The following is a 22,810-nucleotide window of genomic DNA, read 5'->3' as shown; positions in this document are numbered from 1 at the left end:
AAACGAATGAATGCTCTAGCCCGCCGCGCTGCAGGCCTGCTGCTCAGCACAGTTTGTCTGCCCCTCTCGGCCCTGGCTGCCGATCCACAACCCACCCACGAATTCACCCTCGATAACGGCCTGAAGGTCGTCGTGCGCGAAGACCATCGTGCGCCGGTGGTGGTTTCCCAAGTCTGGTACAAGGTCGGCTCCAGCTACGAGACCCCCGGTCAGACCGGTTTGTCCCACGCCCTGGAACACATGATGTTCAAGGGCAGCGAAAAAGTCGGCCCCGGCGAAGCCTCGCTGATCCTGCGCGACCTCGGCGCCGAAGAGAACGCGTTCACCAGCGATGACTTCACGGCGTATTACCAGGTGCTGGCCCGCGACCGTCTGGGCGTGGCCTTCGAGCTGGAAGCCGACCGCATGGCCAGCCTGCGCCTGCCGGCCGACGAGTTCGCCCGCGAGATCGAAGTCATCAAAGAAGAACGTCGCCTGCGCACCGACGACAAGCCGATGTCCAAGGCCTACGAACGTTTCAAGGCCATGGCCTACCCGGCCAGCGGTTACCACACGCCGACCATCGGCTGGATGGCTGACCTGGACCGCATGAAAGTCGAAGAGCTGCGCCACTGGTACCAATCCTGGTACGTGCCGAACAACGCCACGCTGGTGGTGGTGGGCGACGTGACCCCGGACGAGGTCAAAACCCTGGCCCAGCGCTACTTCGGCCCGATCGCCAAACGTGATGTGCCGCCAGCGAAAATCCCGATGGAGCTGGCCGAGCCCGGTGAGCGCCAGATTACGCTGCATGTGCAGACCCAACTGCCAAGCCTGATGCTGGGCTTCAACGTGCCAAGCATCGCCACCGCGCAAGACAAACGCTCGGTCAACGCCTTGCGCCTGATCTCCGCCCTGCTCGACGGCGGCTACAGCGGACGTATCCCGACACAACTGGAGCGCGGCGAAGAACTGGTCTCTGGCGGTTCGTCGAGTTACGACGCCTATACCCGTGGCGACAGCCTGTTCACCTTGTCGGCAACGCCCAATACCCAGAAAAACAAAACCATGGCTCAGGCTGAAGCTGGCCTGTGGAAGCTGCTCGAACAGCTGAAAACCACCGCGCCGTCCGCTGAAGAACTGGAACGCGTCCGCGCGCAGGTCATCGCTGGCCTGGTTTACGAGCGTGACTCGATCACCAGCCAGGCCACCGCAATTGGCCAACTGGAAACCGTCGGCCTGTCGTGGAAGCTGATGGACACCGAACTCGCCGAGCTGGAAAGTGTGACTCCGGAAGATATCCAGAAAGCCGCCAAGCTGTATTTCACCCGCGAACGTCTCAGCGTCGCCCATGTATTGCCAGAGGAGACGACTCATGAGTGAGCGTAAAAAACCGCGCCTGGCGCTGATTGGCCTGATCGCTGTCGCCTTGATCGGGTCTGCCGTGTTCTACTTCTCGAAGACCGACGATTCCAAGGCCAGCGAAGCCCTCGACAAGGCCAAGGCCAGCCAGAGACTGCAATCACTGGCCGAGCTCGACGGCAAAGCGCCAAGCCACCGCACCCTGGACGTGCAGACCTGGAAAACCGCCGAGGGCGCCAAGGTGCTGTTCGTTGAAGCCCGGGAGCTGCCGATGTTCGACATGCGCCTGATCTTCGCCGCCGGCAGCAGCCAGGACGGCGACGCACCTGGCCTCTCCATGCTGACCAACGCCATGCTCAACGAAGGTGTAGCCGGCAAAGATGTCGGCGCCATCGCTCAGGGCTTCGAAGGCCTGGGCGCAGACTTTAGCAACGGCGCATTTAAAGACATGGCCCTGGCTTCCCTGCGCAGTCTCAGTGCCGCGGACAAACGCGAACCGGCGCTGAAGTTGTTCTCTGAAGTCATCGGCAAACCGACCTTCCCGGCCGATTCCTTTGCGCGCATCAAGAACCAGATGCTCGCCGGTTTCGAGTACCAGAAGCAGAACCCGGGCAAACTCGCGAGCCTGGAGCTGATGAACCGTCTGTACGGCGATCACCCGTACGCGCACTCCAGCGACGGCACGGCGAAAACCGTTCCGGCGATTACCGTGGCGCAACTGCGCGCGTTCCATGAGAAAGCCTATGCGGCTGGCAACGTGGTGATTGCGCTGGTGGGCGACCTGTCTCGCACCGAGGCCGAAGCGATTGCCGCACAAGTCTCCAGCGCGCTGCCGAAAGGCCCGGAGCTGGCGAGAATCCCGCAACCGGAGGAACCGAAGGCCAGCATCGGTCACATCGAGTTTCCGTCCAAGCAGACCAACCTGATGCTCGCGCAATTGGGCATCGACCGTGACGACCCGGATTACGCGGCACTGTCCATGGGCAACCAGATCCTCGGTGGCGGCGGTTTCGGTACACGACTGATGAGCGAAGTGCGCGAGAAGCGCGGCCTGACTTACGGCGTCTATTCGGGTTTCACCCCGATGCAGGCCCGCGGCCCGTTCATGATCAACCTGCAAACCCGCGCCGAGATGAGCGAAGGTACGTTGAAACTGGTGCAGGATGTGCTCGCCGACTACCTCAAAACCGGCCCCACCCAGAAAGAACTCGACGACGCCAAGCGTGAACTGGCCGGCAGCTTCCCGCTGTCCACCGCCAGCAACGCCGATATCGTCGGCCAACTCGGCGCCATGGGTTTCTACAACCTGCCGCTGAGTTATCTGGATGATTTTATGCGCGAGTCCCAGAGCCTGACGGTCGAGCAGGTCAAAACCGCACTGAACAAACACTTGAGCACGGACAAAATGGTCATCGTCAGCGCTGGCCCGACCGTGCCGCAAAAGCCGTTACCGGCCCCAACTGATAAACCTGCCGAGCAACCGCTCGGGGTTCCGGAGCATTAATGGCCACTCGTCCTAAAAAACCCGTACACAACGTGCATAACGGCGTGAACCAACTGCGCATCATCGGCGGTGAATGGGGCAGCCGGAAGCTGAGCTTCCCGGATGCACCGGGCCTGCGCCCTACCCCGGACCGGGTGCGTGAAACCCTGTTCAACTGGCTCGCGCCTTATGTCGCTGGCGCCAAGGTTCTGGACCCGTTCGCCGGCAGCGGCGCATTGTTCCTCGAAGCCTTGTCCCGTGGCGCGGCCATGGGTCAGGCGCTGGACGCCAGCAACATCGCGGTCGCCAGCATCAAGGAGCATCTGGGCACGCTACGCTGCACCACCGGCCAGATTCAGACCGCCGATGCCCTGCGCTACCTGGAAACCCAGACAGCGACTGCATACGACCTGGTGTTCCTCGATCCGCCGTTCAACCAGAACCTGTTGCCAGGCGTTTGTGCATTACTTGAAGAACGTCAGTGGCTGGCCGACGAAGCCTGGATCTACACTGAAAGCGAGAATGCGCCATCGAGCCTTGGCTTACCAGGCAACTGGCGCCTGCACCGGGAGCAGAAATCCGGGCGGGTGTATTACGCGCTGTGGCAACGTATGGCAGAGATTGCCGGTTAATCAACCGGCCTGAAAAAGGGGCGCGCCTCACACGAGGCTCGCACCGCTGCATCGAGAACCATCGTGCCCCATTTGCCAGAACGTTTCACCCCCGCCTTCGGCCTCGGCAATCCGCACTTGCAAACCTTGTGGGGACCGCTGTGGCGCAAAACCACACACATCGAACGCCAGCGCGAACGCTTGTGGCTTGAGGATGGCGACTTTCTCGACCTCGACTGGCACGGCCCGCACAGCGTCGAGGCGCCACTGGTGCTGGTATTGCACGGGCTGACCGGCTCTTCAAATTCGCCTTACGTGGCCGGCATGCAAAAAGCGTTAGGTGCCCAAGGCTGGGCCAGCGTCGCACTGAACTGGCGCGGCTGTTCGGGCGAACCCAATCTGTTGCCGCGCAGTTACCACTCCGGCGTCAGTGAAGACCTCGCCGAAACCATCAAACACCTGAAAGCCCAACGACCGCTCGCGCCGCTGTATGCGGTCGGCTATTCCCTGGGCGGCAATGTGTTGCTCAAGCACTTGGGCGAATCCGGCAGCAACAGTGGCGTGGTTGGGGCGGTGGCGGTGTCGGTGCCGTTTCGTCTTGATCAATGCGCCGACCGTATCGGCCAGGGTTTTTCGAAGTTCTATCAGGCGCATTTCATGCGGGAGATGGTCGCCTACATCAAGAACAAGCAACGCCAGTTCCAGCATGACGGGCGCGAGGATGGTCTGGCGGCATTGGCCGCGCTGGGTTCACTGGAGAACATGCGCACGTTCTGGGATTTCGATGGCCGGGTCACCGCGCCGCTGAACGGTTTTGCCGATGCCGAGGATTACTATCGCCGCGCTTCGAGTCGCTATTTCCTTGGTGAGATTCGTACTCCGACCCTGATCATTCAAGCGGCCGATGACCCGTTTGTCTTCCCTCATAGCCTGCCGCAAGCCGACGAATTGTCCGCCTGCACTCAATTCGAGCTACAGACCAAGGGTGGGCATGTCGGCTTCGTCGATGGCTCGTTCAGACAACCGGGTTACTACCTGGAACGCCGCATCCCGCAGTGGCTGACCGCCGTGGGTCGTCAGTAAGGCCATGGGCGTCGATCAGGGCGAGTCGATCCGATTCTGGCAAACAGCGCCGCTGGCCGGCGTCGAGCTATTGTCCGCGCGCTACATTGAACACCGTTTCGCGCCCCATGTGCATGACGGTTATGTGATCGGCATGATCATGGCCGGCGCCCAGCGTTATCGCTATCGCGGCGCCGAACACCTGGCCGGTAGCGGCACGCTGGTGCTGATCAATCCGGACGAACTGCACACCGGTCATAAAGGCACCGAGGATGGTTGGTTGTATCGGGCGTTCTATCCGGACAGCGGTCAGATTCTGTCGCTACTCGATGAGTTGGAACTGCCGACCAACAACTTGCCGGCGTTCGGCGCGACGCTGTATCGCGATCCGGATCTGGTGAAGGGTTTCTGCCAACTGCATCGTCTACTGGAAAGTCCGTCCACGGCCCTGCAACAACAAACGGTCTGGCGGGAAATGATGCTGTTGCTGCTGCAACGGCACGCGACCGTGCCGATTGCCGGCAAGCCGGGCAAGGAACATCGGGCGGTGACGCTGGCCAAGGATCTGCTGCAAGCACAATTGGCGACGCCGCCTTCGCTGGAAGAACTGGCCGCGGCGGTCAACCTTTCGCCCTTCCACTTCGCCCGGGTGTTCCGCCGCGCCACGGGCATGCCACCGCACACCTGGCTGATGCAGCAGCGCATCGCTCGGGCGCGGGCGTTGTTACAGAATGGTTGTTTGCCGCTGGAAGTGGCGACGCAGCTGGGGTTTGCTGACCAGAGTCATCTGAGCCGGCAGTTCAAGCAGGTTTACGGTGTTGGGCCGGGGGCGTATCGCAGCGCCCGCTTACGGTGATATCTCAACGCATCAATTGCCCCCTGTGGGAGCGAGCCTGCTCGCGATTGCGGTTTAACATTCAACATTGATGTTGACTGGTACACCGCAATCGCGAGCAGGCTCGCTCCCACAGGGGTTAAGCGTTTATTCGCCTATGGCGATGCCGTGCGCTGGATCGTTGATCCACTCGCTCCATGAGCCGGCATACAACGAGCCCAACGGATAGCCGGCCAGGCACAACGCGAACAGGTTGTGACAGGCCGTCACGCCAGAACCGCAGTACGCCACCAGATCGGTCGGCGAGCGATTACCGAGCTTCGCGGCAAACCGCTGCTTGAGCTGATCGGCCGGCAGAAAACGCCCGTCGCTGCCCAGGTTGTCGGTGAACGCCGCGCATTGCGCGCCGGGAATATGCCCGGCAATCGGGTCGATCGGTTCTACTTCGCCCTTGAAACGCGGCAAGCCGCGGGCATCAAGGAGGGTCAGCGCGGGCTGGCCGAGACGTTTCTGGAGTTGTTCGGCGCTCAGGACCAGCGTGTTGTCCGGCGTCCCCGTGAAGGTGCCACGCTCAATCTGCGGCGCATCAAGACTCAGGGGCAAACCGGCAGCGTGCCAGGCCTTGAGCCCGCCATCGAGGATGAACACGCCGTCACGTTTGCCCAGCCAGGCCAGCAACCACCAGGCCCGCGCCGCGTAGGCACCCGGGCCGTCGTCGTACAAAATCACCTCGCTGTCGGCGTTGACGCCCCAGGCTTGCAGTCGCTCGATCAAGTCTTCAGGTTCAGGCAATGGATGGCGCCCGGTCACACCCTTGACCACTGTCCCGCTCAAATCACGCTCAAGATCGGCAAAGCTCGACTGGGCAATATGCCCTTCGGCATAGCTGCGCTGACCGTAATCCGGGTCTTCAAGGGCAAAACGACAATCCAGAATCACCAGCCCCGGCTGCTCCTTTTTCAGGTCCAACGCTTGCGGGCTGATCAGTTGCGCTATGGGCATAACGGGCTCCTGTGATAGGCGATGTTTGATCCTACTGCACTTTCTATCCCACTTCTTCCAACGCTTGGGCCAACGGCACGTAAAACTCCTCGAACAGCGCATTCACCGCGGCGCGAGACTGATCCGTGACAAAACCTGCCTCAAGCACCAGCACCTGATACACACCACGTTTTATGGCCTGCTCGCTCAGGTGATTGGAATTTTCGCGCGTGGTGCACAGAAAACGTACCCAGGACGTCAGGATGATCCAGGCATTGAGCGTCAGGGACTCGATCTGAACCTTGTCCATTTGCAGGATGCCCGCCTCGACGAAGCCCGCGTAGATATGCGTGCCATAGATCAGACAGCGTTGGGAAAAGCGCCGATAACGGGCGGCCAGCTCCGGATCACTGTCGAGCAAGTGCTCCAGATCACGGTGCAAAAACCGGTAGCGCCACATGGCGGCCAGCAGCTCCTGGAGGTAGAAGCGCTTGTCTTCGACCGTGGCGGCACGCCCCTGGGGCGGGCGCAGGAAGCTGTCCACCAGGCTTTCGTACTCACTGAACAGCACGGCGATGATCGCCTGCTTGTTGGGGAAGTGGTAGTACAGGTTGCCCGGGGAAATTTCCATGTGGGCAGCAATGTGGTTGGTGCTGACGCTGCGCTCACCCTGCTGATTGAACAGCTCCAGGCTGTTCTGCACGATGCGCTCGCTGGTTTTGATCCGAGGGGCCATGGCTTGGGCTTTAATTCAAAAGGCGTTGACGGGCATCTTACGACCTATCCGCGAGTGGATAAAACAAAGCTGCGCCAGGATGTCATTTGACTTTATAGAGCATAGACTCTAAAAAGTCCCTCATTACAATAAATCCGGAGCCGACCATGACTGCTGACATCGCTTACTTGCAGAACCTGCAGCAGCCCCTGGAAGAGCTCCAGACCCTGTTCGACGCCCAACGCGCGGCGTATGCCGCCAACCCGATGCCTCCCGCCGCCCAGCGCCAGCAATGGCTAAAAGCCCTGCGCGATCTGTTGAGCAATGAGCGTCAGGCATTGATCGACGCCATCAGCCAGGATTTCAGCCATCGTAGCGCCGATGAAACCCTGCTCGCTGAACTGATGCCCAGTCTGCACGGCATTCACTACGCCAGTCAGCACCTCAAAGGCTGGATGAAAGCGTCGAAGCGCAAGGTCGGGGTTGCCTTTCAACCCGCGGCGGCCAAAGTCATTTATCAGCCGTTGGGTGTGGTCGGGGTGATCGTGCCCTGGAACTACCCGCTGTATCTGGCCATCGGGCCGTTGGTGGGCGCGTTGTCGGCAGGCAATCGGGTGATGCTCAAGCTCAGCGAATCGACCCCCGCCACCGGCGTGTTGCTCAAGGAACTGCTGGGCCGAATCTTCCCACAAGACCTAGTCTGCGTGGTGCTGGGCGAAGCCGATATCGGTGTAGCGTTCTCCAGATTGCGTTTCGATCACCTGCTGTTCACCGGCGCCACCAGCATCGGCAAACACGTGATGCGTGCAGCGGCCGAGAACCTGACCCCGGTGACCCTCGAACTCGGCGGCAAATCCCCGGCCATCGTCTCGCGCGACGTACCGCTCAAGGATGCTGCCGAACGCATCGCCTTCGGCAAGACGCTCAACGCCGGACAGACCTGTGTGGCCCCGGACTATGTGCTGGTGCCGGAAGATCGCGTCGGAGCTTTCGTCGAAGCCTATCGTCAGGCGGTTCGTGGGTTTTATCCGACCTTGACCGACAACCCGGACTACACCGCGATCATCAATGACCGACAATTGGCGCGCCTCAACGGCTACATCAGCGACGCCACCAGCAAGGGCGCGCTGCTGATTCCGTTGTTCGACAAGGGCCAGGGGCGCCGCATGGGCCATAGCCTGCTGCTCAACGTCAGCAACGACATGATGGTGATGCAGGACGAAATCTTCGGCCCGCTGTTGCCGATCGTTCCGTACAAGGATCTGGATCAGGCTTTTGCCTACATCAATCAACGACCCCGTCCGCTGGCCCTGTATTACTTCGGCTACGACAAGCGTGAGCAACACCGCGTACTTCACGAAACCCATTCCGGCGGCGTGTGCCTGAACGACACCCTGCTGCACGTCGCTCAGGATGACATGCCATTCGGCGGCATCGGCGCCTCGGGCATGGGCCATTACCACGGCCACGAAGGTTTCTTGACCTTCAGCAAAGCCAAAGGTGTGCTGATCAAACAGCGGTTCAATGCGGCGAAATTGATCTACCCGCCGTACGGCAAATCCATTCAGAAGCTGATCCAGAAGCTGTTTATTCGCTAACGATCATCATCCCCTTCGGGTAATAACAATAATGAGCCCAAGTCTGTCCGACACACCCGCGCTGTCACGGCGCGGCTTGCTTAAATTCAGCCTGGGTGCCAGCGCTTTTCTCGCCACCGCCGGTTTGGGCGCGAGCCTCAGCGGCTGCTCATCGAGCACTCCGGCTAGCGGTTTCGCGATTCTGCGCAGCGGTGACTTGCTGTTTCTGCGGTCATTGATTCCGGTGATGCTTGACGGTGCTGTGGCCGTCGAAAAAATGCCGACGGCCGTCGGTGACACCCTGCACTGCCTGGATAACGGCCTGAATCATCTGTCGCCGGAAATGCTCAGGCTGACCCGGCAGTTATTCGATGTGCTGGGAATGAGCATCACCCGCGGACCGCTCACCGGGATCTGGGGCAGTTGGGAGAACGCCAGTGCCGACGAAATCCGGCATTTTCTCGATCGCTGGGAAAACAGTTCGTTAAGTCTGCTGCGCATGGGCCACAGCTCGCTGCTGCAACTGGTGATGATGGCGTGGTACAGCCGGGCGGAGTCGTGGGCGCATTGCGGGTATCCCGGGCCGCCTACGGTCTGAAACCGTGGCGCCTCCTTCGCGAGCAAGCCCGCTCCCACAGGGTTTGAGTCGCTCACAAAAGGGTGGCCCATCACAATTCCTGTGGGAGCGTGGCTTGCCCGCGAAGGCGTCCTCATGAACACCACTGCATCCAAACCATAACAACAAGAGAACCTGAAGATGCCCGTACCCGATCCGTTCCGCGAAGGCCTGGCCCGTGGCTGGAAAACCTATAACGGCTCACAACTGACCCAGGACCTGACCCTCGAAGCGGACGTGGCGATTATCGGCAGCGGCGCGGGCGGCGGCACCACCGCCGAAATCCTCAGCGCCGCGGGCTACAAGGTATTGCTGATCGAGGAAGGCCCGCTCAAGACCAGCAGCGACTTCAAGATGCTCGAAGACCAGGCCTACACCAGCCTCTACCAGGAAGGTATCGGCCGCATGAGCAAGGACGGCGCGATCACCATCCTTCAGGGCCGAGCGGTGGGCGGTACCACGTTAATCAACTGGACCTCAAGTTTTCGCACGCCGGACCCGACCCTCGACCACTGGGCCAAGGAACACGAGGTCAAAGGCCACACACCAGCCGAGATGGCGCCGTGGTTCGAGAAAATGGAGCAACGCCTGGGCGTCGCCCCCTGGATGATCCCGCCCAATGCCAACAACGACGTGATCCGCAAAGGCTGCGAAAAACTCGGCTACGCCTGGCATGTAATCCCGCGCAACGTGCGTGGCTGCTGGAACCTGGGCTACTGCGGCATGGGTTGCCCGACCAACGCCAAGCAATCGATGCTGGTCACGACCATTCCGGCGACTCTGGAAAAAGGCGGCGAGTTGCTCTATCTGGCTCGTGCCGAAAAGCTCTTGATCAGCAGCGACAAGGTCACAGGCTTGCACTGCGTAGCGATGGACGACCGCTGCGTCGCACCTACCGGACACACGATCACGGTCAAGGCCCGGCATTACGTGCTGGCCGGTGGCGGGATCAACAGCCCGGCGCTGCTCATGCGCTCCGAGGCGCCCGATCCGCACAAGCGGCTGGGCAAACGGACGTTTCTACACCTGGTGAACATGTCGGCCGGGTTGTTCGACGAGGTGATCAACCCGTTTTATGGCGCGCCACAGTCCATCTATTCCGACCATTTCCAATGGCAGGACGGCACCACCGGCAAAATGTCTTACAAACTCGAAGTACCGCCGCTGCACCCGGCACTGACCACGACCCTGCTCGGCGGTTTCGGCAAGGAAAACGCCCAACACATGGAAAACCTGCCCCACACCCACGCCATGTTGGCCCTGCTGCGGGACGGTTTTCACCCGGACAGCCCCGGCGGCAGCGTCGAGTTGCGCGGTGACGGCACGCCGGTGCTCGACTATCAGGTTTCACCCTATGCCTGGGACGGATTGCGTCGCTCGTTCCACAGCATGGCAGAGATCCAGTTCGCGGGCGGTGCCAAGGCGGTAATGCCCATGCACGCCGACGCTCGCTACGTGAAAACCCTCGCCGAAGCGCGCACGCTGATCGACGGCCTGAGCCTGGAGCTGTATCGCACACGCCTGGGTAGCGCCCATGTGATGGGCGGTTGTGCCATGGGTGAAGACCCGAAAAACGCCGTGACCGACAGCCTCGGCCGGCATCATCAACTGGGCAATCTGTCGATTCATGACGGCTCGCTGTTCCCCACCAGCATTGGCGCAAACCCGCAATTGTCGGTCTACGGGCTGACGGCGCAGCTGGCAACTTCTTTGGCCGAACGTTTGAAAAACCCATGAAAAGGGAGAATATTCCCATCGTCTATAGTGCTTTCTTACTCAAAAGGCGACTTGGCCGACCGGGAAGGCTGCGATACCATCCGACTCCCCAACGGACTCCCGCCAGGACGACGCGATGAACCGAGTGTTGTACCCAGGTACCTTCGACCCTATTACCAAGGGCCATGGCGATCTGGTCGAACGCGCCGCGCGCCTGTTCGATCATGTGATCATCGCCGTCGCCGCCAGCCCGAAGAAAAACCCGTTGTTTCCCCTGGAACAGCGTGTGGCGCTGGCCCGCGAGGTCACTAAACATTTGCCCAACGTTGAAGTCGTCGGCTTCTCGACGTTGCTGGCGCATTTCGCCAAAGAGAAGAACGCCAACGTGTTCCTGCGTGGTTTGCGAGCGGTGTCGGACTTCGAATACGAATTCCAGCTGGCCAACATGAACCGTCAGCTGGCGCCGGATGTGGAAAGTCTGTTTCTTACCCCGTCCGAGCGTTATTCGTACATTTCCTCGACGTTGGTCCGTGAAATCGCAGCCCTGGGCGGCGATATAACCAAGTTTGTACACCCTGCGGTGGCGGATGCCCTGAACGAACGCTTCAAGAAGTAACAACCGCTCAAGCGGCGTCCGCGTGCACTGCGGGCGCCAATGCGGCACAATTGTGCGCATTGGTTTATTGCGCCCGGGCCTTCCGCCCTGGCTGGAGTTAGCATGTCCCTGATCATCACCGACGATTGCATCAACTGCGACGTCTGCGAACCCGAGTGTCCGAACGCCGCCATCTCCCAGGGCGAAGAGATCTACGTGATCGACCCGAACCTGTGCACCCAGTGCGTCGGCCACTACGACGAACCTCAGTGCCAGCAAGTGTGCCCGGTGGATTGCATTCCGCTGGACGAGGCGCACCCGGAGACTGAAGAGCAGTTGATGGAGAAGTACCGGAAGCTTACCGGCAAGGCTTGAATCAGATAGTTTTGTAGCGGCTGTGCCGGCCCTATCGCGAGCAAGCCCGCTCCCACAGTAGACCGCGATTAACTGTGGGAGCGGGCTTGCTCGCGAAGACGTCATCAGCCACACCGAAGATGTAACTGACTTCACTCCGTCTGCTCAAACCCTTCCCCGATACACCCCAGACACCGCACGAACGCCGCTTTCGCCGGGTCGACCACCAACGCCTGCCCCGCATCGCCGACACCGCCACCCAACGCGGTAAACGGCAACGACACCACAAACGCTCCGGCACCAATCACCGTCGCCACGACCAGCAAGGGTCGGGCAATCAGCAAATCGCCGATCATGGCGTACGCCGGGGGATTCTGGATGGTGTAGCGCGGGTCGCCGCTGCCCGCATTTGCTGCCAGCACTGGCGCACCGATGCTCAGCAGCAAAACGACGACAAGGGTTCGAAACAGGTTCATGGCACAGTCCTTGGGCTAGGCAGTCAGAACACTGACTATAGACCCTGAGCGTTTCAGCTCTGACAACGCGGGCAAAAGACGCTCGCACGCTGCCCGAGCTTCACTTCCCGCAATTCCGTGCCACAGACTTTGCAGGGCGCACCGCCACGGCCGTACACGAACAGTTCCTGCTGAAAGTAACCCGGCTGTCCGTCACCGCCGATAAAGTCGCGCAGTGTGGTGCCACCGCGCTCGATAGCGGCCGCCAGGATGCGCTTGATCTCGATCGACAGTTTCAGATAACGCCCCCGAGAGATGCTTTTGGCCTCACGACGCGGGTCGATACCGGCGGCGAACAACGCTTCGGTTGCATAGATATTGCCCACGCCGACCACCACCGCGTTGTCCATGATGAACGGCTTGACCGCCATGGATCGCCCGCGGGACTGCTGGAACAAGCGTTCCCCGTCGAACAGGTCGGTCAACGGCTCCGGCCCCAGGCGAATCAACAATTCGTGATTGAGCGGGTCGAGGCTCCAGAGCATCGCACCAAACCGGCGCGGATCGGTGTAACGCAGGGCCAGGCCGGATTCCAGCTCGATGTCCACGTGCTCATGCTTGGCCACCGGCGTGCCGATTTCCACCAGACGCAGATTTCCCGACATCCCCAAATGGCTGATCAGCGTGCCGACTTCGGCATTAATCAGCAGGTACTTCGCGCGTCGCTCCACCAGCACGATGCGCTGGCCAGACAGCCGCACATCCAGGTCTTCGGGAATCGGCCAGCGTAAGCGCCGCTCACGCACGATCACCCGGCTGACGCGCTGGCCTTCCAGGTGTGGCGCAATTCCGCGGCGAGTGGTTTCGACTTCAGGCAGTTCCGGCATGGTGCTCTCGAATCAGGCTGTGCAACGCTCAGCGGTGAGCGCCAAGGTCACGAATCGTTTGTTTGAGGGTCTCGAAGTCGTAGTCCGAGAGGCCGACATAATCGAGAACCAGCGGTGCGATGCTGTTCCACTCATGGTCATCACGCTGGTTGCCCAGCACCCGGAAGGACGCACAAATGTGCTCGGCCATTTTCAGGATCGCCAGCAGGTTTTTCAGCTGACTGTTGCGCGACGACTCATCGCTGAAGATCGCCAACGCGTTGTGGTGATTGGCGATGGCGGCGGTCACATGCTCCGGCAGGCGCCAGGATTTGGCGGTGTAATAACCGACCACTGCGTGGTTGGTATTGAACACCCGATTCTCAGTGTCCACCACCCGGCATTCAGCGCTGGCGCTGGCGTAAGCCTCTTCCAGAACGGTCATGTAGTTGGGGAAGCGCTTGAGCATCAGCGGCACGCCGCAGTCATGGAACAGACCCAGGGCGTACGCTTCATCGCCGGCCTGGACGCCGATGCGCTTGGCCAGGGTCAGGCAGGTCATCGCCACGTCCTGAGCGGTATCCCAGAAACGATTCAAGGTAACGATGGTGTCGTCGTTCATCTCGCCCTTGATCGACTGCGCGTTGATCAGGTTGATGATCGAGCGGCTGCCCAGCAGGTTCACTGCACGCTGAATCGAGGCGATCTTGTTGCTCAAGCCGTAATACGGCGAGTTGACGATTTTCAACAAGGCGCCAGAGAGGCCCGGGTCCTGGGAGATCAGCTTCGCGATCACCTCCAGATCCGGATCGGGCATGTACTGTTCCATCTGCAAATCCACCATGATTTGCGGCTGGGCCGGCACGCTGATGCCTTGCAGGGACTGTTGAATCTGTTCGGTGGTCAGCTCTGGGGACATAAGTACACACTCTGGGACAGGCGGCGATTCTAACCCTTAAGAAGATGGATCCGACAGTCAGTCAAGCGCAATCCATGTGGGAGCGGGCTTGCTCGCGAAGGCGGCGTGTCAGTCGACATTAATGCTGCCTGGCACCCCGCCTTCGCGAGCAAGCCCGCTCCCACAGGTTCAGCACCTTACTGACGACCCTCATCGGCGTTTCATCGACCACCAAACCCGCCACTACCTCAACACGCTATACTCCCGCTCTTTTTTCCGGAGCGACGTCATGTCCCTGCCTAGCCTGCGCCTCAAAGCCAACGCCGACCGTCGCCTGCGAAACGGCCACTTGTGGGTCTACAGCAACGAAATCGATGTAGCCGCCACCCCATTGCACGGCTTCAAGGCCGGCGACCAGGCGATCCTCGAAGCGGCCAGCGGCAAACCGCTGGGCATCGTTGCCATGAGCCCGAACAACCTGATCTGTGCCCGCCTCTTGTCGCGCGACATCAAGTTGCCGCTGGACAAGTCGCTGCTGGTGCATCGCCTGAACGTCGCGCTGTCCCTGCGCGATCGCCTGTTCGACAAGCCGTTCTATCGCCTGGTCTACGGCGATTCCGACCTGCTGCCAGGTCTGGTAGTTGATCGTTTCGGCGATATCCTGGTGGTACAGATCGCTTCGGCAACCATGGAAGCCCATAAAGAAGACGTGATCGCAGCGCTGACCCAAGTGGTCAAGCCTAGCGGCATTCTGTTCAAGAACGACTCCGCTGCCCGTGATGCCGAAGGCCTAAACCGCTACGTCGAAACCGTGTTCGGCCTGGTGCCGGAGTGGGTTGCCCTGGAAGAAAACGGCGTGAAGTTCGAAGCACCCGTCATCCAGGGACAGAAAACCGGATGGTTCTACGACCACCGCATGAACCGCGCGCGCCTGGCACCTTACGCCAAAGGCAAACGCGTGCTGGACCTGTACAGCTACATCGGTGGCTGGGGCGTGCAAGCGGCTGCATTCGGCGCCAGTGAAGTGTTCTGCGTCGACGCATCGGCCTTCGCCCTCGACGGCGTCGAGCGCAACGCCGCGCTGAACGGTTTCGCCGACAAGATGACCTGCATTGAAGGTGACGTGTTCGAAGCCCTGAAAGAGCTGAAAGCCAGCGAAGAGCGTTTCGACGTGATCGTTGCCGATCCTCCGGCGTTCATCAAACGCAAAAAAGACATGAAGAACGGTGAAGGTGCCTACCGTCGCCTGAACGAGCAAGCCATGCGCCTGCTCAGCAAGGACGGCATCCTGGTCAGCGCTTCGTGCTCGATGCACCTGCCGGAAGACGATCTGCAGAACATCCTGCTGACCAGCGCCCGTCACCTGGACCGCAACATCCAGATGCTGGAGCGTGGCGGTCAGGGCCCGGATCACCCGGTTCACCCGGCCATCGCCGAAACCCGCTACATCAAGAGCATCACCTGCCGTCTGCTGCCAAACAGCTGATTTCGCCGGTTTGACGGGGAGCCAGCCGGCTCCCCGTTCTATTATCTGTTATTGAACGCTCTAACTTCCTACTCCAGCGATCTTAATGACTTGCAGGACGTTTCGCCCTGCCTGTTATTTAAGCGGACAGAACTTACAAGGCTCATCCAACCCTCAGATCAATCCGACAAAACTACTGGAACATTCCTACCCAATTTCCCCTTGATAAGAACTCATTACAAACTATGATTAAGTCGTCACAAAGGAGTGACACTCACAATCAATTACAAGGAGTTCAAAACATGAAAGCAATTACTCTGGAAACCAACAAAATCGCTAACCTGGCTTTTCTGGTTGCGCCAAAAGCCCGCTAAGTAAATGAAACGTTGGGGAGTGCCGGCTACCCAGCGTTTTCTATGGAAAAGACCAGAGTGAATCGCCAATCATGCAGATAAACCCTTATATATTCATACTTCCTCGCACGCCCGACCAAATAGTCTGGGATTACAAGAACCACAAACAATTCGAATTGAATTTTGAGTATTCAACCCGTCTCGCACACCTTATCGACAACCCTGAAAATTTTGATGGCAACAACATAATAGACACGCAACTCCTGAACGCGGGAATACTCACACCCGCAATACAAAACCCTCTTGAATGGGGTTGGGATGAACTGTCGAAGATATTTCATATCGGCACCAAGAACATTCCTTGTGAATATGTCCCCCAAGATATTAATGAATGGTCGAGACACTATCTGGACCATTGCGCCGAAGTACTGGCCACTCCTGTCCCCCAGACCAGGCGCACAGAGCGCCCGACAACCGAACGAATTGCCCTGCCTCAACCCTCCTGCTTCCCGGCAAAAGCGCTTGTAAAGACATTGATCGAGCGAAAGACCTGTCGCACCTTCACGGGTGAAAGGGTTTCCCTCGATGAGGTGAGCACTCTTCTGTATTTGTCCCTTGGCTATTTGCGTGAGCGCGACAACGACATCGACGAAACCATCGCTGACGGTCTCGGCGCCCGGCGCAGCAGTCCATCCGGTGGCGGGCTGAATGCCTGCGAAGGTTTTCTTCATGTTCAGAACGTCAGCGGCCTGAATCCCGGTCTCTACGCCTACCACCCCGACGAACATGCTCTGAGCTTCGTCAGTCCGGTGCCTGACTCGCCCTTGGGCCAGTTGTTGTGTGGGCAGCATTTCATCAACAACCTGCCAGTCGGCCTGTTCATCACCGCTCGCTTCGACAAACTGTGGTGGAAATATGAACACTCGCGGGCGTACCGAATGGCCTACGTGGAGGCCGGTCATATTTCACAGACCTTTCAACTGGTGGCCACCGCACTTGGGTTAAGCACCTGGCTGACCGGTGCATTGGCGGACGATCAGGTCGAAACGTTGCTGGGGATCGAGGACAGCGCCGAACAACCGTTGTTTTTTGTGGGCTGCGGCCAGAGTGACGGGCAAGTGATGTGCAAGGAATTAAAAGCACTGCTGCGCAGCCGAGGCTCACAACAATGACCGAGCCCCGCACAGACAACCTGTCACTGCCCGACGCCTGGGCACAGCGCTTCACCCTCGGTGACTGGAACACCCGAGCCTCGGTACGAACCAGCGAACACACCTATCAATTGCCATCAGATCTGGAACGGCAACTGGAAACACGACACTGGTTCCCGCCCGCCTTCTTGCCCTACCTGAATCACCCGGTGATCGAAGCAGCCGGCAGCGCGATCACCCATCGATTATCAGCCAACCATCTGGTGTATTTCCTCGACTACACCACCCGGCTCGAACATCGGATCGTCAACCGCTCCGTGGAAACCATCGTCCACGATGAGCTCGGTGCGCCCATCCCCCGACGGATGAAAACGGCCGCCCTCCAGCTTTATACCGATGAGGGTTATCACGCGCTGTTCTCCAATAGTCTCGCCGAGCAAATAGCCGACCTCTACGGCATGACCCAACGCCCGGTGATGCCGCGCCGCATTACCCGACTGAACGCCCTGATTGACCACTGCCCAGACAGGCATAAAGCGCTGGCCTGGTTTCTCGTCGGCTTCGTGTCCGAGACCATCATCGCCAGGGAACTGCTTGAGGTTTGCCGCAACGAGCTGGTGTCCAGCGTCCAGGAAATGCTCAGGGACCACCTCACCGACGAGGCCCGACACAGTCGTTATTTTTGCGAAGTGTTCCATTATCTGTGGCTGACCCTGAACAGCAGCCAACGCACGTTCGCCGCGAAGCTGCTGGTGGACATCCTCCTGATGTTCTTTGAGGTCGATGAACGATGGCTGAAGGAAAGCCTGAACAGCGTGGGCCTCAGGGAAAATTGCGTCGCAGAAATCCTCAGTGCCCTGACCGGCCCGCAAGCCTGCCTTCAGCGCGCCCGATCAGGTGCAGGCGCGACGCTACAGGCAATGGAAAAGGCCGGTTTTTTCGACCTGCCTTTTAACCAGCGAATCTTCGTACAGGCAGGACTTGTCGATGGATGAAAGAAAATCTGCGGTCAGTGTCAAACACCGCCGCTCTGCGATCACCCTGTTAATGACCATGGTCATGCTCGGGGTCTTCCCTCTGGATGTTCTGCTGCCATCGTTCCCGGCGCTGGCCGAACACTTCCGGACCACGCCAGGCGACATCGCATTTTCCATCAGCCTGTTTGCCATCGGGATCGCACTTTCCCAACTGCTGGTCGGGCCGCTCTCGGATGTCATCGGGCGCAAAAGTCTGCTGCTGGCGGGAATGGCAGTCTCGATTGTCGGTGCGACGGGTTGCGTGCTGTCCACCGACTACGCCTGGTTCCTGATGTTCCGGGTGGTACAGGCCCTTGGCTGCGGTTGCTTCGTACTCTCGCAGGCATTGGTCCAGGACCTGTTCGACGGCAAGGAGCGGGATCAACTGCGGATTCTGATGGTCACCGTCAGCGGGATCTTCATTTCCGTCTCGCCACTGGTTGGCACCCTGTTGCAACAGGCACTGGACTGGCCCGCAAGCTTCATTATCTTTATTGCCCTCGCCGCCGCCGTGTTCCTCAAGGCCTGTTTCTTTCTTGAGAACCGGCACACCGCCACAACCCCGCGCCGAAGCATTCTTCAGTCCTACCGGCGCGTCTGTCGCGATGCGGGTTTCCTCGGCTATTGGCTGATCGCCGCAATCGCCTTCACCTGCCACTTTTCCTTCATTGTCATCTCGCCCCTGATCTTCATGGAGCAGTTGCAGCTTTCGGCCTACGAGTTTTCCCTGACATTGTTGCTGTATGGCGTGGCCTACATCATCGGCGGCATTGTCGCTCGAGTCCTCGCCGGGCGGATCGCGGCCAATACACAGATAGTCGTTGGCCTGGGCCTGATCTTCATTTCTGGACTGGTGATGCTCTTGCTCTCAAATCTGCTGGGGCTTTCAGCCCTGACCGTGCTGATCCCCATGATCATCTGCACCGCCGGCACAACCATCGTCCGCCCTGTTGCCACCTCCAAAGCCATGGAAGTGTTCCCGGACAATGCCGGTACATCGGCGTCGGCCGGGAACACGCTGATCTTCATCTTTGGCGGGGTGATCAGCGCCCTGATCAATCTGAGTGGCGCCCATCTGCAAACGACTCTCGCATTGAGTTTCATCGTCTTGAGCACCGTCGGCGTTTCCTTCAATGCACTGATCACACGTCGGCAGCTCTCGCTGAATACCGGATGATTCCTGCCAGTCGTCATCCCACACGCCCCGTCAGTGCTGGATCCCCCTTTTCCGGCATTCCCTCCTGACGCCAGCCGTGTAGAATCGCGACATTCATCGCCAGTCATCCCCCGGCGGGTTTATGAGCTCAAGCTGAAGCGCGCGGCGATCCCGCAAAGTTATCGGCAACTTCCGGACACACGGCCATTTCTGAGTGTTCCAGACGTCAATAGAAGCTCACTTCCCTTTTGATACCTGATTAGCCGCCCGGAGTGCTTCATGCCTGATTACCGCTCGAAAACATCCACCCATGGCCGCAACATGGCCGGCGCCCGCGCACTGTGGCGCGCAACGGGTATGAAAGATGACGACTTCAAAAAGCCGATCATCGCCATTGCCAACTCCTTCACCCAGTTCGTACCGGGCCACGTCCACCTCAAGGACCTGGGCCAACTGGTCGCCCGCGAAATCGAACGCGCCGGCGGTGTCGCCAAAGAATTCAACACCATCGCCGTGGATGACGGCATCGCCATGGGCCACGACGGCATGCTGTATTCGCTGCCGAGCCGCGAGATCATCGCCGACTCCGTCGAGTACATGGTCAACGCCCACTGCGCCGATGCGATCGTCTGCATCTCCAACTGCGACAAGATCACCCCTGGCATGCTGATGGCCGCCCTGCGCCTGAACATCCCGGTGATCTTCGTTTCCGGCGGCCCGATGGAAGCCGGCAAGACCAAACTGGCCAGCCACGGTCTCGACCTCGTCGACGCCATGGTGATCGCCGCCGACTCCAGCGCTTCTGACGAGAAAGTCGCTGAGTACGAGCGCAGCGCCTGCCCGACGTGCGGCTCGTGCTCCGGCATGTTCACCGCCAACTCGATGAACTGCCTGGTTGAAGCCCTGGGCCTGGCATTGCCGGGCAACGGTTCTACCCTGGCCACCCACAGCGACCGCGAGCAACTGTTCCTGCAGGCCGGCCGCACTATCGTCGAGCTGTGCAAGCGTTACTACGGCGACAACGATGAGTCGGTATTGCCGCGCAACATCGCCAACTTCAAGGCGTTCGAAAACGCCATGACGCTGGACATCGCCATGGGCGGCTCCACCAACACCATCCTGCACTTGCTGGCTGCGGCCCAGGAAGCCGAGATCGATTTCGACCTGCGCGACATCGACCGTCTCTCCCGTCACGTTCCACAACTGTGCAAAGTCGCGCCGAATATCCAGAAGTACCACATGGAAGACGTGCACCGCGCTGGCGGGATCTTCAGCATCCTCGGCTCGCTGGCCCGTGGCGGTCTGCTGCACACCGACCTGCCGACCGTGCACAGTAAAACCCTGGCCGAAGGCATCGCCAAGTGGGACATCACCCAGACCAACGACGAAGCGGTGCATCACTTCTTCAAGGCCGGTCCTGCGGGCATCCCGACCCAAACTGCGTTCAGCCAGTCGACCCGTTGGGAAACCCTGGACGACGACCGTGAAAACGGCTGCATCCGCAGTGTCGAACACGCCTACTCGAAAGAAGGCGGCCTGGCCGTTCTCTACGGCAACATCGCGCTGGACGGCTGCGTGGTGAAAACCGCCGGCGTCGACGAGTCGATCCACGTGTTCGAAGGCAACGCGAAGATCTTCGAAAGCCAGGACAGCGCCGTACGCGGCATCCTCGCGGACGAAGTGAAAGCCGGCGACATCGTGATCATTCGTTACGAGGGCCCGAAAGGCGGCCCGGGCATGCAGGAAATGCTGTACCCGACGTCGTACCTGAAATCCAAAGGCCTGGGCAAAGCTTGCGCCCTGCTCACCGATGGCCGTTTCTCCGGCGGCACCTCGGGCCTGTCCATCGGCCACGCTTCGCCAGAAGCGGCGGCCGGCGGCGCGATTGGTCTGGTGCAGGATGGCGACAAAGTGCTGATCGACATTCCAAACCGCTCGATCAACCTGTTGATCAGCGACGAAGAAATGGCCGGCCGTCGTGCCGAGCAGGATCAGAAAGGCTGGAAGCCTGTGGAAAAACGTCCACGTAAAGTGACCACCGCACTGAAGGCCTACGCCCTGCTGGCAACCAGCGCCGACAAGGGTGCTGTGCGTAACAAGGCGATGCTCGACGGGCTGTAAGCGTCAGTCGCAAAAATAAAAATGCCCCGCCAAGTGCGGGGCATTTTTTTGTGGCCAACTCGGTCAACTGTGGGAGCGGGCTTGCTCGCGAAAGCGGTGGGTCAGTCGACATCATCATCGGATGTGACGGCCTCTTCGCGAGCAAGCCCGCTCCCACATTGGTTCTATGGTGCTCACAAAATCTGTGTATCACCCCAACCCATGTGGGAGCGAGCTCGCTCGCGATGGCAGCGCCTCGGTCTTACTGAATCTCTTCAGGCTTCACGATCACCCAGTTCTTGTCCGCCGTGACCTGCAACCCTTCCTTGGCCTGAGCCGCCGCGTGCTTGGCCATCATGCCGTTAATCTGGCTCATGTATTTGTCTTTGCGGTTAACCCACAAGTGGATGCCACCCTTGGCCACGTCGACATCGTGGAACAGCATGTAACCGTCGCTGCTCGGGGTATCGCCGCCCACCAGTACCGGTTTTTTCCACTCGTCGATGTAGGTCAGGATTGCCGCATGCTTGCCGGCCATCCAGGTCGCCGGGGTCCACAGGTACGGGGTCAGTTCGAGGCCGAGGTTGGCCTTCTCGTCGTACTTGCCCGCGGTGATCTGCTTGCGCGCCGTGGTCAGTTCGCCGGTCTGGCGGTCCTTGAGCAGCGTGGTCACGCCGATCACGTTCTGCGGTTTGACGTTGTAGCCGTACTTCGGATCGGCGGCGACCATGCGCACCAGTTCTTCGGAGGCGGCGGTCATCACGTAGACCTCGATGCCGTTCTCCATCAGCTTGTTGTAGAGCTCTTTTTGGCCGGTGAAGATTTTCGGCGGGTTGACGTCGAGGTTCTTGACCACGTCGCCTTCGTAATACGTCGCCGGCACCGGTTTACCGGACACCATCAACTCGTCGACATAGCCTTTGAGTTCCTGGAGGGTGAAGCCGGAGAACACTTGGGCGACCCATGGGTAGCAAACCATGTCGTCGACTTCGCAGAGTCGATAGTAGTAGCTGAACAAGCTTTCCTTGTGGTCGGCAGTGTCTTTGAACGGCATCAGTTTCAGGGAGGGATCGAGTTTCTCGCGGGTGATCAGGCCCTTGTTTTCCATGAACGGCAGCAACGACTCTTCGAGGTCGTAGCGGTAACTGGTGTTGTCCATGTCGAACACCGCGTAGTTACCTTTGTTGGCGTTGGCGGCAATCATTGCGTCCAGCGCCTTGGCCTGATCGGCTGGCCAATGCTTCAAATCCGTGGCGAATACCTGGCCGGCGAGGCCAAGACCCAAACTCAATCCCAACGCGGCAGCCAGAAATTTCGGTGCAAGCTTCATCGGCATTTCTCCCTGAATGAAAGACATCGACGCTAACAAATAAGTGTGACAGTCCTCGCCTGTCAGCGACCGCTCACGTCTCCATTGCGCCAGCTGCATCCCTGTGAGCGACGCGCGCTTATTCCAAAAACGAC

General features: G+C 59.7%; 21 protein-coding genes. 15 read left to right on the top strand and 6 right to left on the bottom strand.

Going from position 1 to position 22,810, the window contains the following annotated elements; genetic code table 11:
• Positions 1-6 precede the first annotated feature (6 nt).
• The 5 genes from DFS28_RS02600 (at position 7) to DFS28_RS02580 (ending at position 5,353) form a co-directional block, all read left to right on the top strand.
• Positions 7-1,362, top strand: a complete 1,356-nt coding sequence (locus DFS28_RS02600; RefSeq protein ID WP_008152659.1) for a pitrilysin family protein — start codon at positions 7-9, stop codon at positions 1,360-1,362.
• Positions 1,355-2,845, top strand: a complete 1,491-nt coding sequence (locus DFS28_RS02595; RefSeq protein ID WP_111448440.1) for a pitrilysin family protein — start codon at positions 1,355-1,357, stop codon at positions 2,843-2,845. Before DFS28_RS02600 ends, DFS28_RS02595 begins: the two co-directional genes overlap by 8 nt.
• Entirely contained in the window at positions 2,845-3,456 is a 612-nt protein-coding gene (rsmD, locus tag DFS28_RS02590; RefSeq protein ID WP_033060498.1) for a 16S rRNA (guanine(966)-N(2))-methyltransferase RsmD, read from the top strand. Before DFS28_RS02595 ends, rsmD begins: the two co-directional genes overlap by 1 nt.
• 63 nt (positions 3,457-3,519) lie before the next feature.
• A complete protein-coding gene (locus DFS28_RS02585; protein WP_111448439.1) occupies positions 3,520-4,518 on the top strand; it encodes a hydrolase in 999 nt (332 codons plus the stop codon).
• Positions 4,519-4,522: 4 nt separating this feature from the next.
• Positions 4,523-5,353, top strand: coding sequence for an AraC family transcriptional regulator (locus DFS28_RS02580; RefSeq protein ID WP_111448438.1), 831 nt, complete (start codon positions 4,523-4,525; stop codon positions 5,351-5,353).
• Positions 5,354-5,479: 126 nt separating this feature from the next.
• On the opposite strand, the gene DFS28_RS02575 is transcribed toward DFS28_RS02580, so the two are convergent.
• Positions 5,480-6,334, bottom strand: coding sequence for a sulfurtransferase (locus tag DFS28_RS02575; protein WP_111448437.1), 855 nt, complete (start codon positions 6,332-6,334; stop codon positions 5,480-5,482).
• Between the two features lie 43 nt (positions 6,335-6,377).
• Positions 6,378-7,049 (bottom strand): TetR/AcrR family transcriptional regulator, encoded by a 672-nt coding sequence (locus tag DFS28_RS02570; protein WP_111448436.1) that lies wholly within the window; start codon positions 7,047-7,049, stop codon positions 6,378-6,380.
• A 146-nt stretch (positions 7,050-7,195) separates the two neighbouring features.
• Between DFS28_RS02570 and DFS28_RS02565 the strand changes: the two genes are divergently transcribed.
• The 5 genes from DFS28_RS02565 to DFS28_RS02545 all read left to right on the top strand — a co-directional run bounded on the left by DFS28_RS02565 (position 7,196) and on the right by DFS28_RS02545 (position 11,907).
• Positions 7,196-8,626, top strand: a complete 1,431-nt coding sequence (locus DFS28_RS02565; RefSeq protein WP_111448435.1) for a coniferyl aldehyde dehydrogenase — start codon at positions 7,196-7,198, stop codon at positions 8,624-8,626.
• A 31-nt stretch (positions 8,627-8,657) separates the two neighbouring features.
• On the top strand, positions 8,658-9,203 hold the full coding sequence (locus tag DFS28_RS02560; protein ID WP_111448434.1) for a twin-arginine translocation pathway signal protein: 546 nt from the start codon (positions 8,658-8,660) through the stop codon (positions 9,201-9,203).
• Positions 9,204-9,362: 159 nt separating this feature from the next.
• A complete protein-coding gene (locus DFS28_RS02555) occupies positions 9,363-10,958 on the top strand; it encodes a GMC family oxidoreductase (protein ID WP_111448433.1) in 1,596 nt (531 codons plus the stop codon).
• Between the two features lie 115 nt (positions 10,959-11,073).
• Positions 11,074-11,553, top strand: coding sequence for a pantetheine-phosphate adenylyltransferase (gene coaD, locus DFS28_RS02550; protein ID WP_008150570.1), 480 nt, complete (start codon positions 11,074-11,076; stop codon positions 11,551-11,553).
• 102 nt (positions 11,554-11,655) lie between these two features.
• Positions 11,656-11,907 carry a YfhL family 4Fe-4S dicluster ferredoxin gene (locus tag DFS28_RS02545; RefSeq protein ID WP_008150569.1) on the top strand — a complete coding sequence of 84 codons (252 nt, stop codon included), beginning with the start codon at positions 11,656-11,658 and terminating at the stop codon, positions 11,905-11,907.
• Positions 11,908-12,038: 131 nt separating this feature from the next.
• Here the strand turns inward: DFS28_RS02545 and DFS28_RS02540 are convergent, their stop codons facing one another.
• The 3 genes from DFS28_RS02540 to DFS28_RS02530 are packed head-to-tail and all read right to left on the bottom strand — an operon-like array spanning position 12,039 to position 14,072.
• The gene (locus DFS28_RS02540; protein ID WP_111448432.1) at positions 12,039-12,362 is read right to left on the bottom strand and encodes a multidrug transporter; all 324 of its coding nucleotides are present in this window, start codon (positions 12,360-12,362) and stop codon (positions 12,039-12,041) included.
• A gap of 53 nt (positions 12,363-12,415) precedes the next feature.
• Complete coding sequence (gene mutM, locus DFS28_RS02535) at positions 12,416-13,228, bottom strand: bifunctional DNA-formamidopyrimidine glycosylase/DNA-(apurinic or apyrimidinic site) lyase (RefSeq protein WP_111448431.1); 813 nt, start codon at positions 13,226-13,228, stop codon at positions 12,416-12,418.
• Positions 13,229-13,256: 28 nt separating this feature from the next.
• Complete coding sequence (locus DFS28_RS02530) at positions 13,257-14,072, bottom strand: HDOD domain-containing protein (protein ID WP_165933976.1); 816 nt, start codon at positions 14,070-14,072, stop codon at positions 13,257-13,259.
• Positions 14,073-14,394: 322 nt separating this feature from the next.
• Between DFS28_RS02530 and DFS28_RS02520 the strand changes: the two genes are divergently transcribed.
• The 5 genes from DFS28_RS02520 to ilvD all read left to right on the top strand — a co-directional run bounded on the left by DFS28_RS02520 (position 14,395) and on the right by ilvD (position 21,367).
• Positions 14,395-15,591, top strand: coding sequence for a class I SAM-dependent rRNA methyltransferase (locus DFS28_RS02520; RefSeq protein ID WP_008150557.1), 1,197 nt, complete (start codon positions 14,395-14,397; stop codon positions 15,589-15,591).
• 424 nt (positions 15,592-16,015) lie between these two features.
• Positions 16,016-17,095, top strand: coding sequence for a SagB family peptide dehydrogenase (locus DFS28_RS02515; RefSeq protein WP_111448429.1), 1,080 nt, complete (start codon positions 16,016-16,018; stop codon positions 17,093-17,095).
• On the top strand, positions 17,092-18,069 hold the full coding sequence (locus DFS28_RS02510; protein ID WP_111448428.1) for a diiron oxygenase: 978 nt from the start codon (positions 17,092-17,094) through the stop codon (positions 18,067-18,069). The genes DFS28_RS02515 and DFS28_RS02510 overlap by 4 nt, the downstream gene beginning before the upstream one ends.
• Positions 18,062-19,267, top strand: coding sequence for a multidrug effflux MFS transporter (locus DFS28_RS02505; protein ID WP_111448427.1), 1,206 nt, complete (start codon positions 18,062-18,064; stop codon positions 19,265-19,267). The genes DFS28_RS02510 and DFS28_RS02505 overlap by 8 nt, the downstream gene beginning before the upstream one ends.
• 258 nt (positions 19,268-19,525) lie before the next feature.
• On the top strand, positions 19,526-21,367 hold the full coding sequence (gene ilvD, locus DFS28_RS02500) for a dihydroxy-acid dehydratase (protein ID WP_111448426.1): 1,842 nt from the start codon (positions 19,526-19,528) through the stop codon (positions 21,365-21,367).
• 241 nt (positions 21,368-21,608) lie between these two features.
• On the opposite strand, the gene DFS28_RS02490 is transcribed toward ilvD, so the two are convergent.
• Positions 21,609-22,676, bottom strand: a complete 1,068-nt coding sequence (locus tag DFS28_RS02490; RefSeq protein ID WP_111448425.1) for a haloacid dehalogenase-like hydrolase — start codon at positions 22,674-22,676, stop codon at positions 21,609-21,611.
• Positions 22,677-22,810: the final 134 nt, after the last annotated feature.

Origin of the sequence: Pseudomonas sp. 478 (assembly GCF_003254125.1) — a bacterium.
GTDB lineage: Bacteria > Pseudomonadota > Gammaproteobacteria > Pseudomonadales > Pseudomonadaceae > Aquipseudomonas.
The sequence above is the reverse complement of the archived record's forward strand: the minus strand, read 5'-3'. Positions and strand labels throughout refer to the sequence as shown.

What these genes read in the sequence shown, in the direction of transcription:
- DFS28_RS02600 (WP_008152659.1), top strand. Translation starts at nt 7, where the DNA reads ATGAATGCTCTAGCCCGCCGCGCTGCAGGCCTGCTGCTCAGCACAGTT.
- DFS28_RS02595 (WP_111448440.1), top strand. Translation starts at nt 1,355, where the DNA reads ATGAGTGAGCGTAAAAAACCGCGCCTGGCGCTGATTGGCCTGATCGCT.
- rsmD (WP_033060498.1), top strand. Translation starts at nt 2,845, where the DNA reads ATGGCCACTCGTCCTAAAAAACCCGTACACAACGTGCATAACGGCGTG.
- DFS28_RS02580 (WP_111448438.1), top strand. Translation starts at nt 4,523, where the DNA reads ATGGGCGTCGATCAGGGCGAGTCGATCCGATTCTGGCAAACAGCGCCG.
- DFS28_RS02575 (WP_111448437.1), bottom strand. Translation starts at nt 6,334, where the DNA reads ATGCCCATAGCGCAACTGATCAGCCCGCAAGCGTTGGACCTGAAAAAG.
- DFS28_RS02570 (WP_111448436.1), bottom strand. Translation starts at nt 7,049, where the DNA reads ATGGCCCCTCGGATCAAAACCAGCGAGCGCATCGTGCAGAACAGCCTG.
- DFS28_RS02565 (WP_111448435.1), top strand. Translation starts at nt 7,196, where the DNA reads ATGACTGCTGACATCGCTTACTTGCAGAACCTGCAGCAGCCCCTGGAA.
- DFS28_RS02560 (WP_111448434.1), top strand. Translation starts at nt 8,658, where the DNA reads ATGAGCCCAAGTCTGTCCGACACACCCGCGCTGTCACGGCGCGGCTTG.
- DFS28_RS02555 (WP_111448433.1), top strand. Translation starts at nt 9,363, where the DNA reads ATGCCCGTACCCGATCCGTTCCGCGAAGGCCTGGCCCGTGGCTGGAAA.
- coaD (WP_008150570.1), top strand. Translation starts at nt 11,074, where the DNA reads ATGAACCGAGTGTTGTACCCAGGTACCTTCGACCCTATTACCAAGGGC.
- DFS28_RS02545 (WP_008150569.1), top strand. Translation starts at nt 11,656, where the DNA reads ATGTCCCTGATCATCACCGACGATTGCATCAACTGCGACGTCTGCGAA.
- DFS28_RS02540 (WP_111448432.1), bottom strand. Translation starts at nt 12,362, where the DNA reads ATGAACCTGTTTCGAACCCTTGTCGTCGTTTTGCTGCTGAGCATCGGT.
- mutM (WP_111448431.1), bottom strand. Translation starts at nt 13,228, where the DNA reads ATGCCGGAACTGCCTGAAGTCGAAACCACTCGCCGCGGAATTGCGCCA.
- DFS28_RS02520 (WP_008150557.1), top strand. Translation starts at nt 14,395, where the DNA reads ATGTCCCTGCCTAGCCTGCGCCTCAAAGCCAACGCCGACCGTCGCCTG.
- DFS28_RS02515 (WP_111448429.1), top strand. Translation starts at nt 16,016, where the DNA reads ATGCAGATAAACCCTTATATATTCATACTTCCTCGCACGCCCGACCAA.
- DFS28_RS02510 (WP_111448428.1), top strand. Translation starts at nt 17,092, where the DNA reads ATGACCGAGCCCCGCACAGACAACCTGTCACTGCCCGACGCCTGGGCA.
- DFS28_RS02505 (WP_111448427.1), top strand. Translation starts at nt 18,062, where the DNA reads ATGGATGAAAGAAAATCTGCGGTCAGTGTCAAACACCGCCGCTCTGCG.
- ilvD (WP_111448426.1), top strand. Translation starts at nt 19,526, where the DNA reads ATGCCTGATTACCGCTCGAAAACATCCACCCATGGCCGCAACATGGCC.
- DFS28_RS02490 (WP_111448425.1), bottom strand. Translation starts at nt 22,676, where the DNA reads ATGAAGCTTGCACCGAAATTTCTGGCTGCCGCGTTGGGATTGAGTTTG.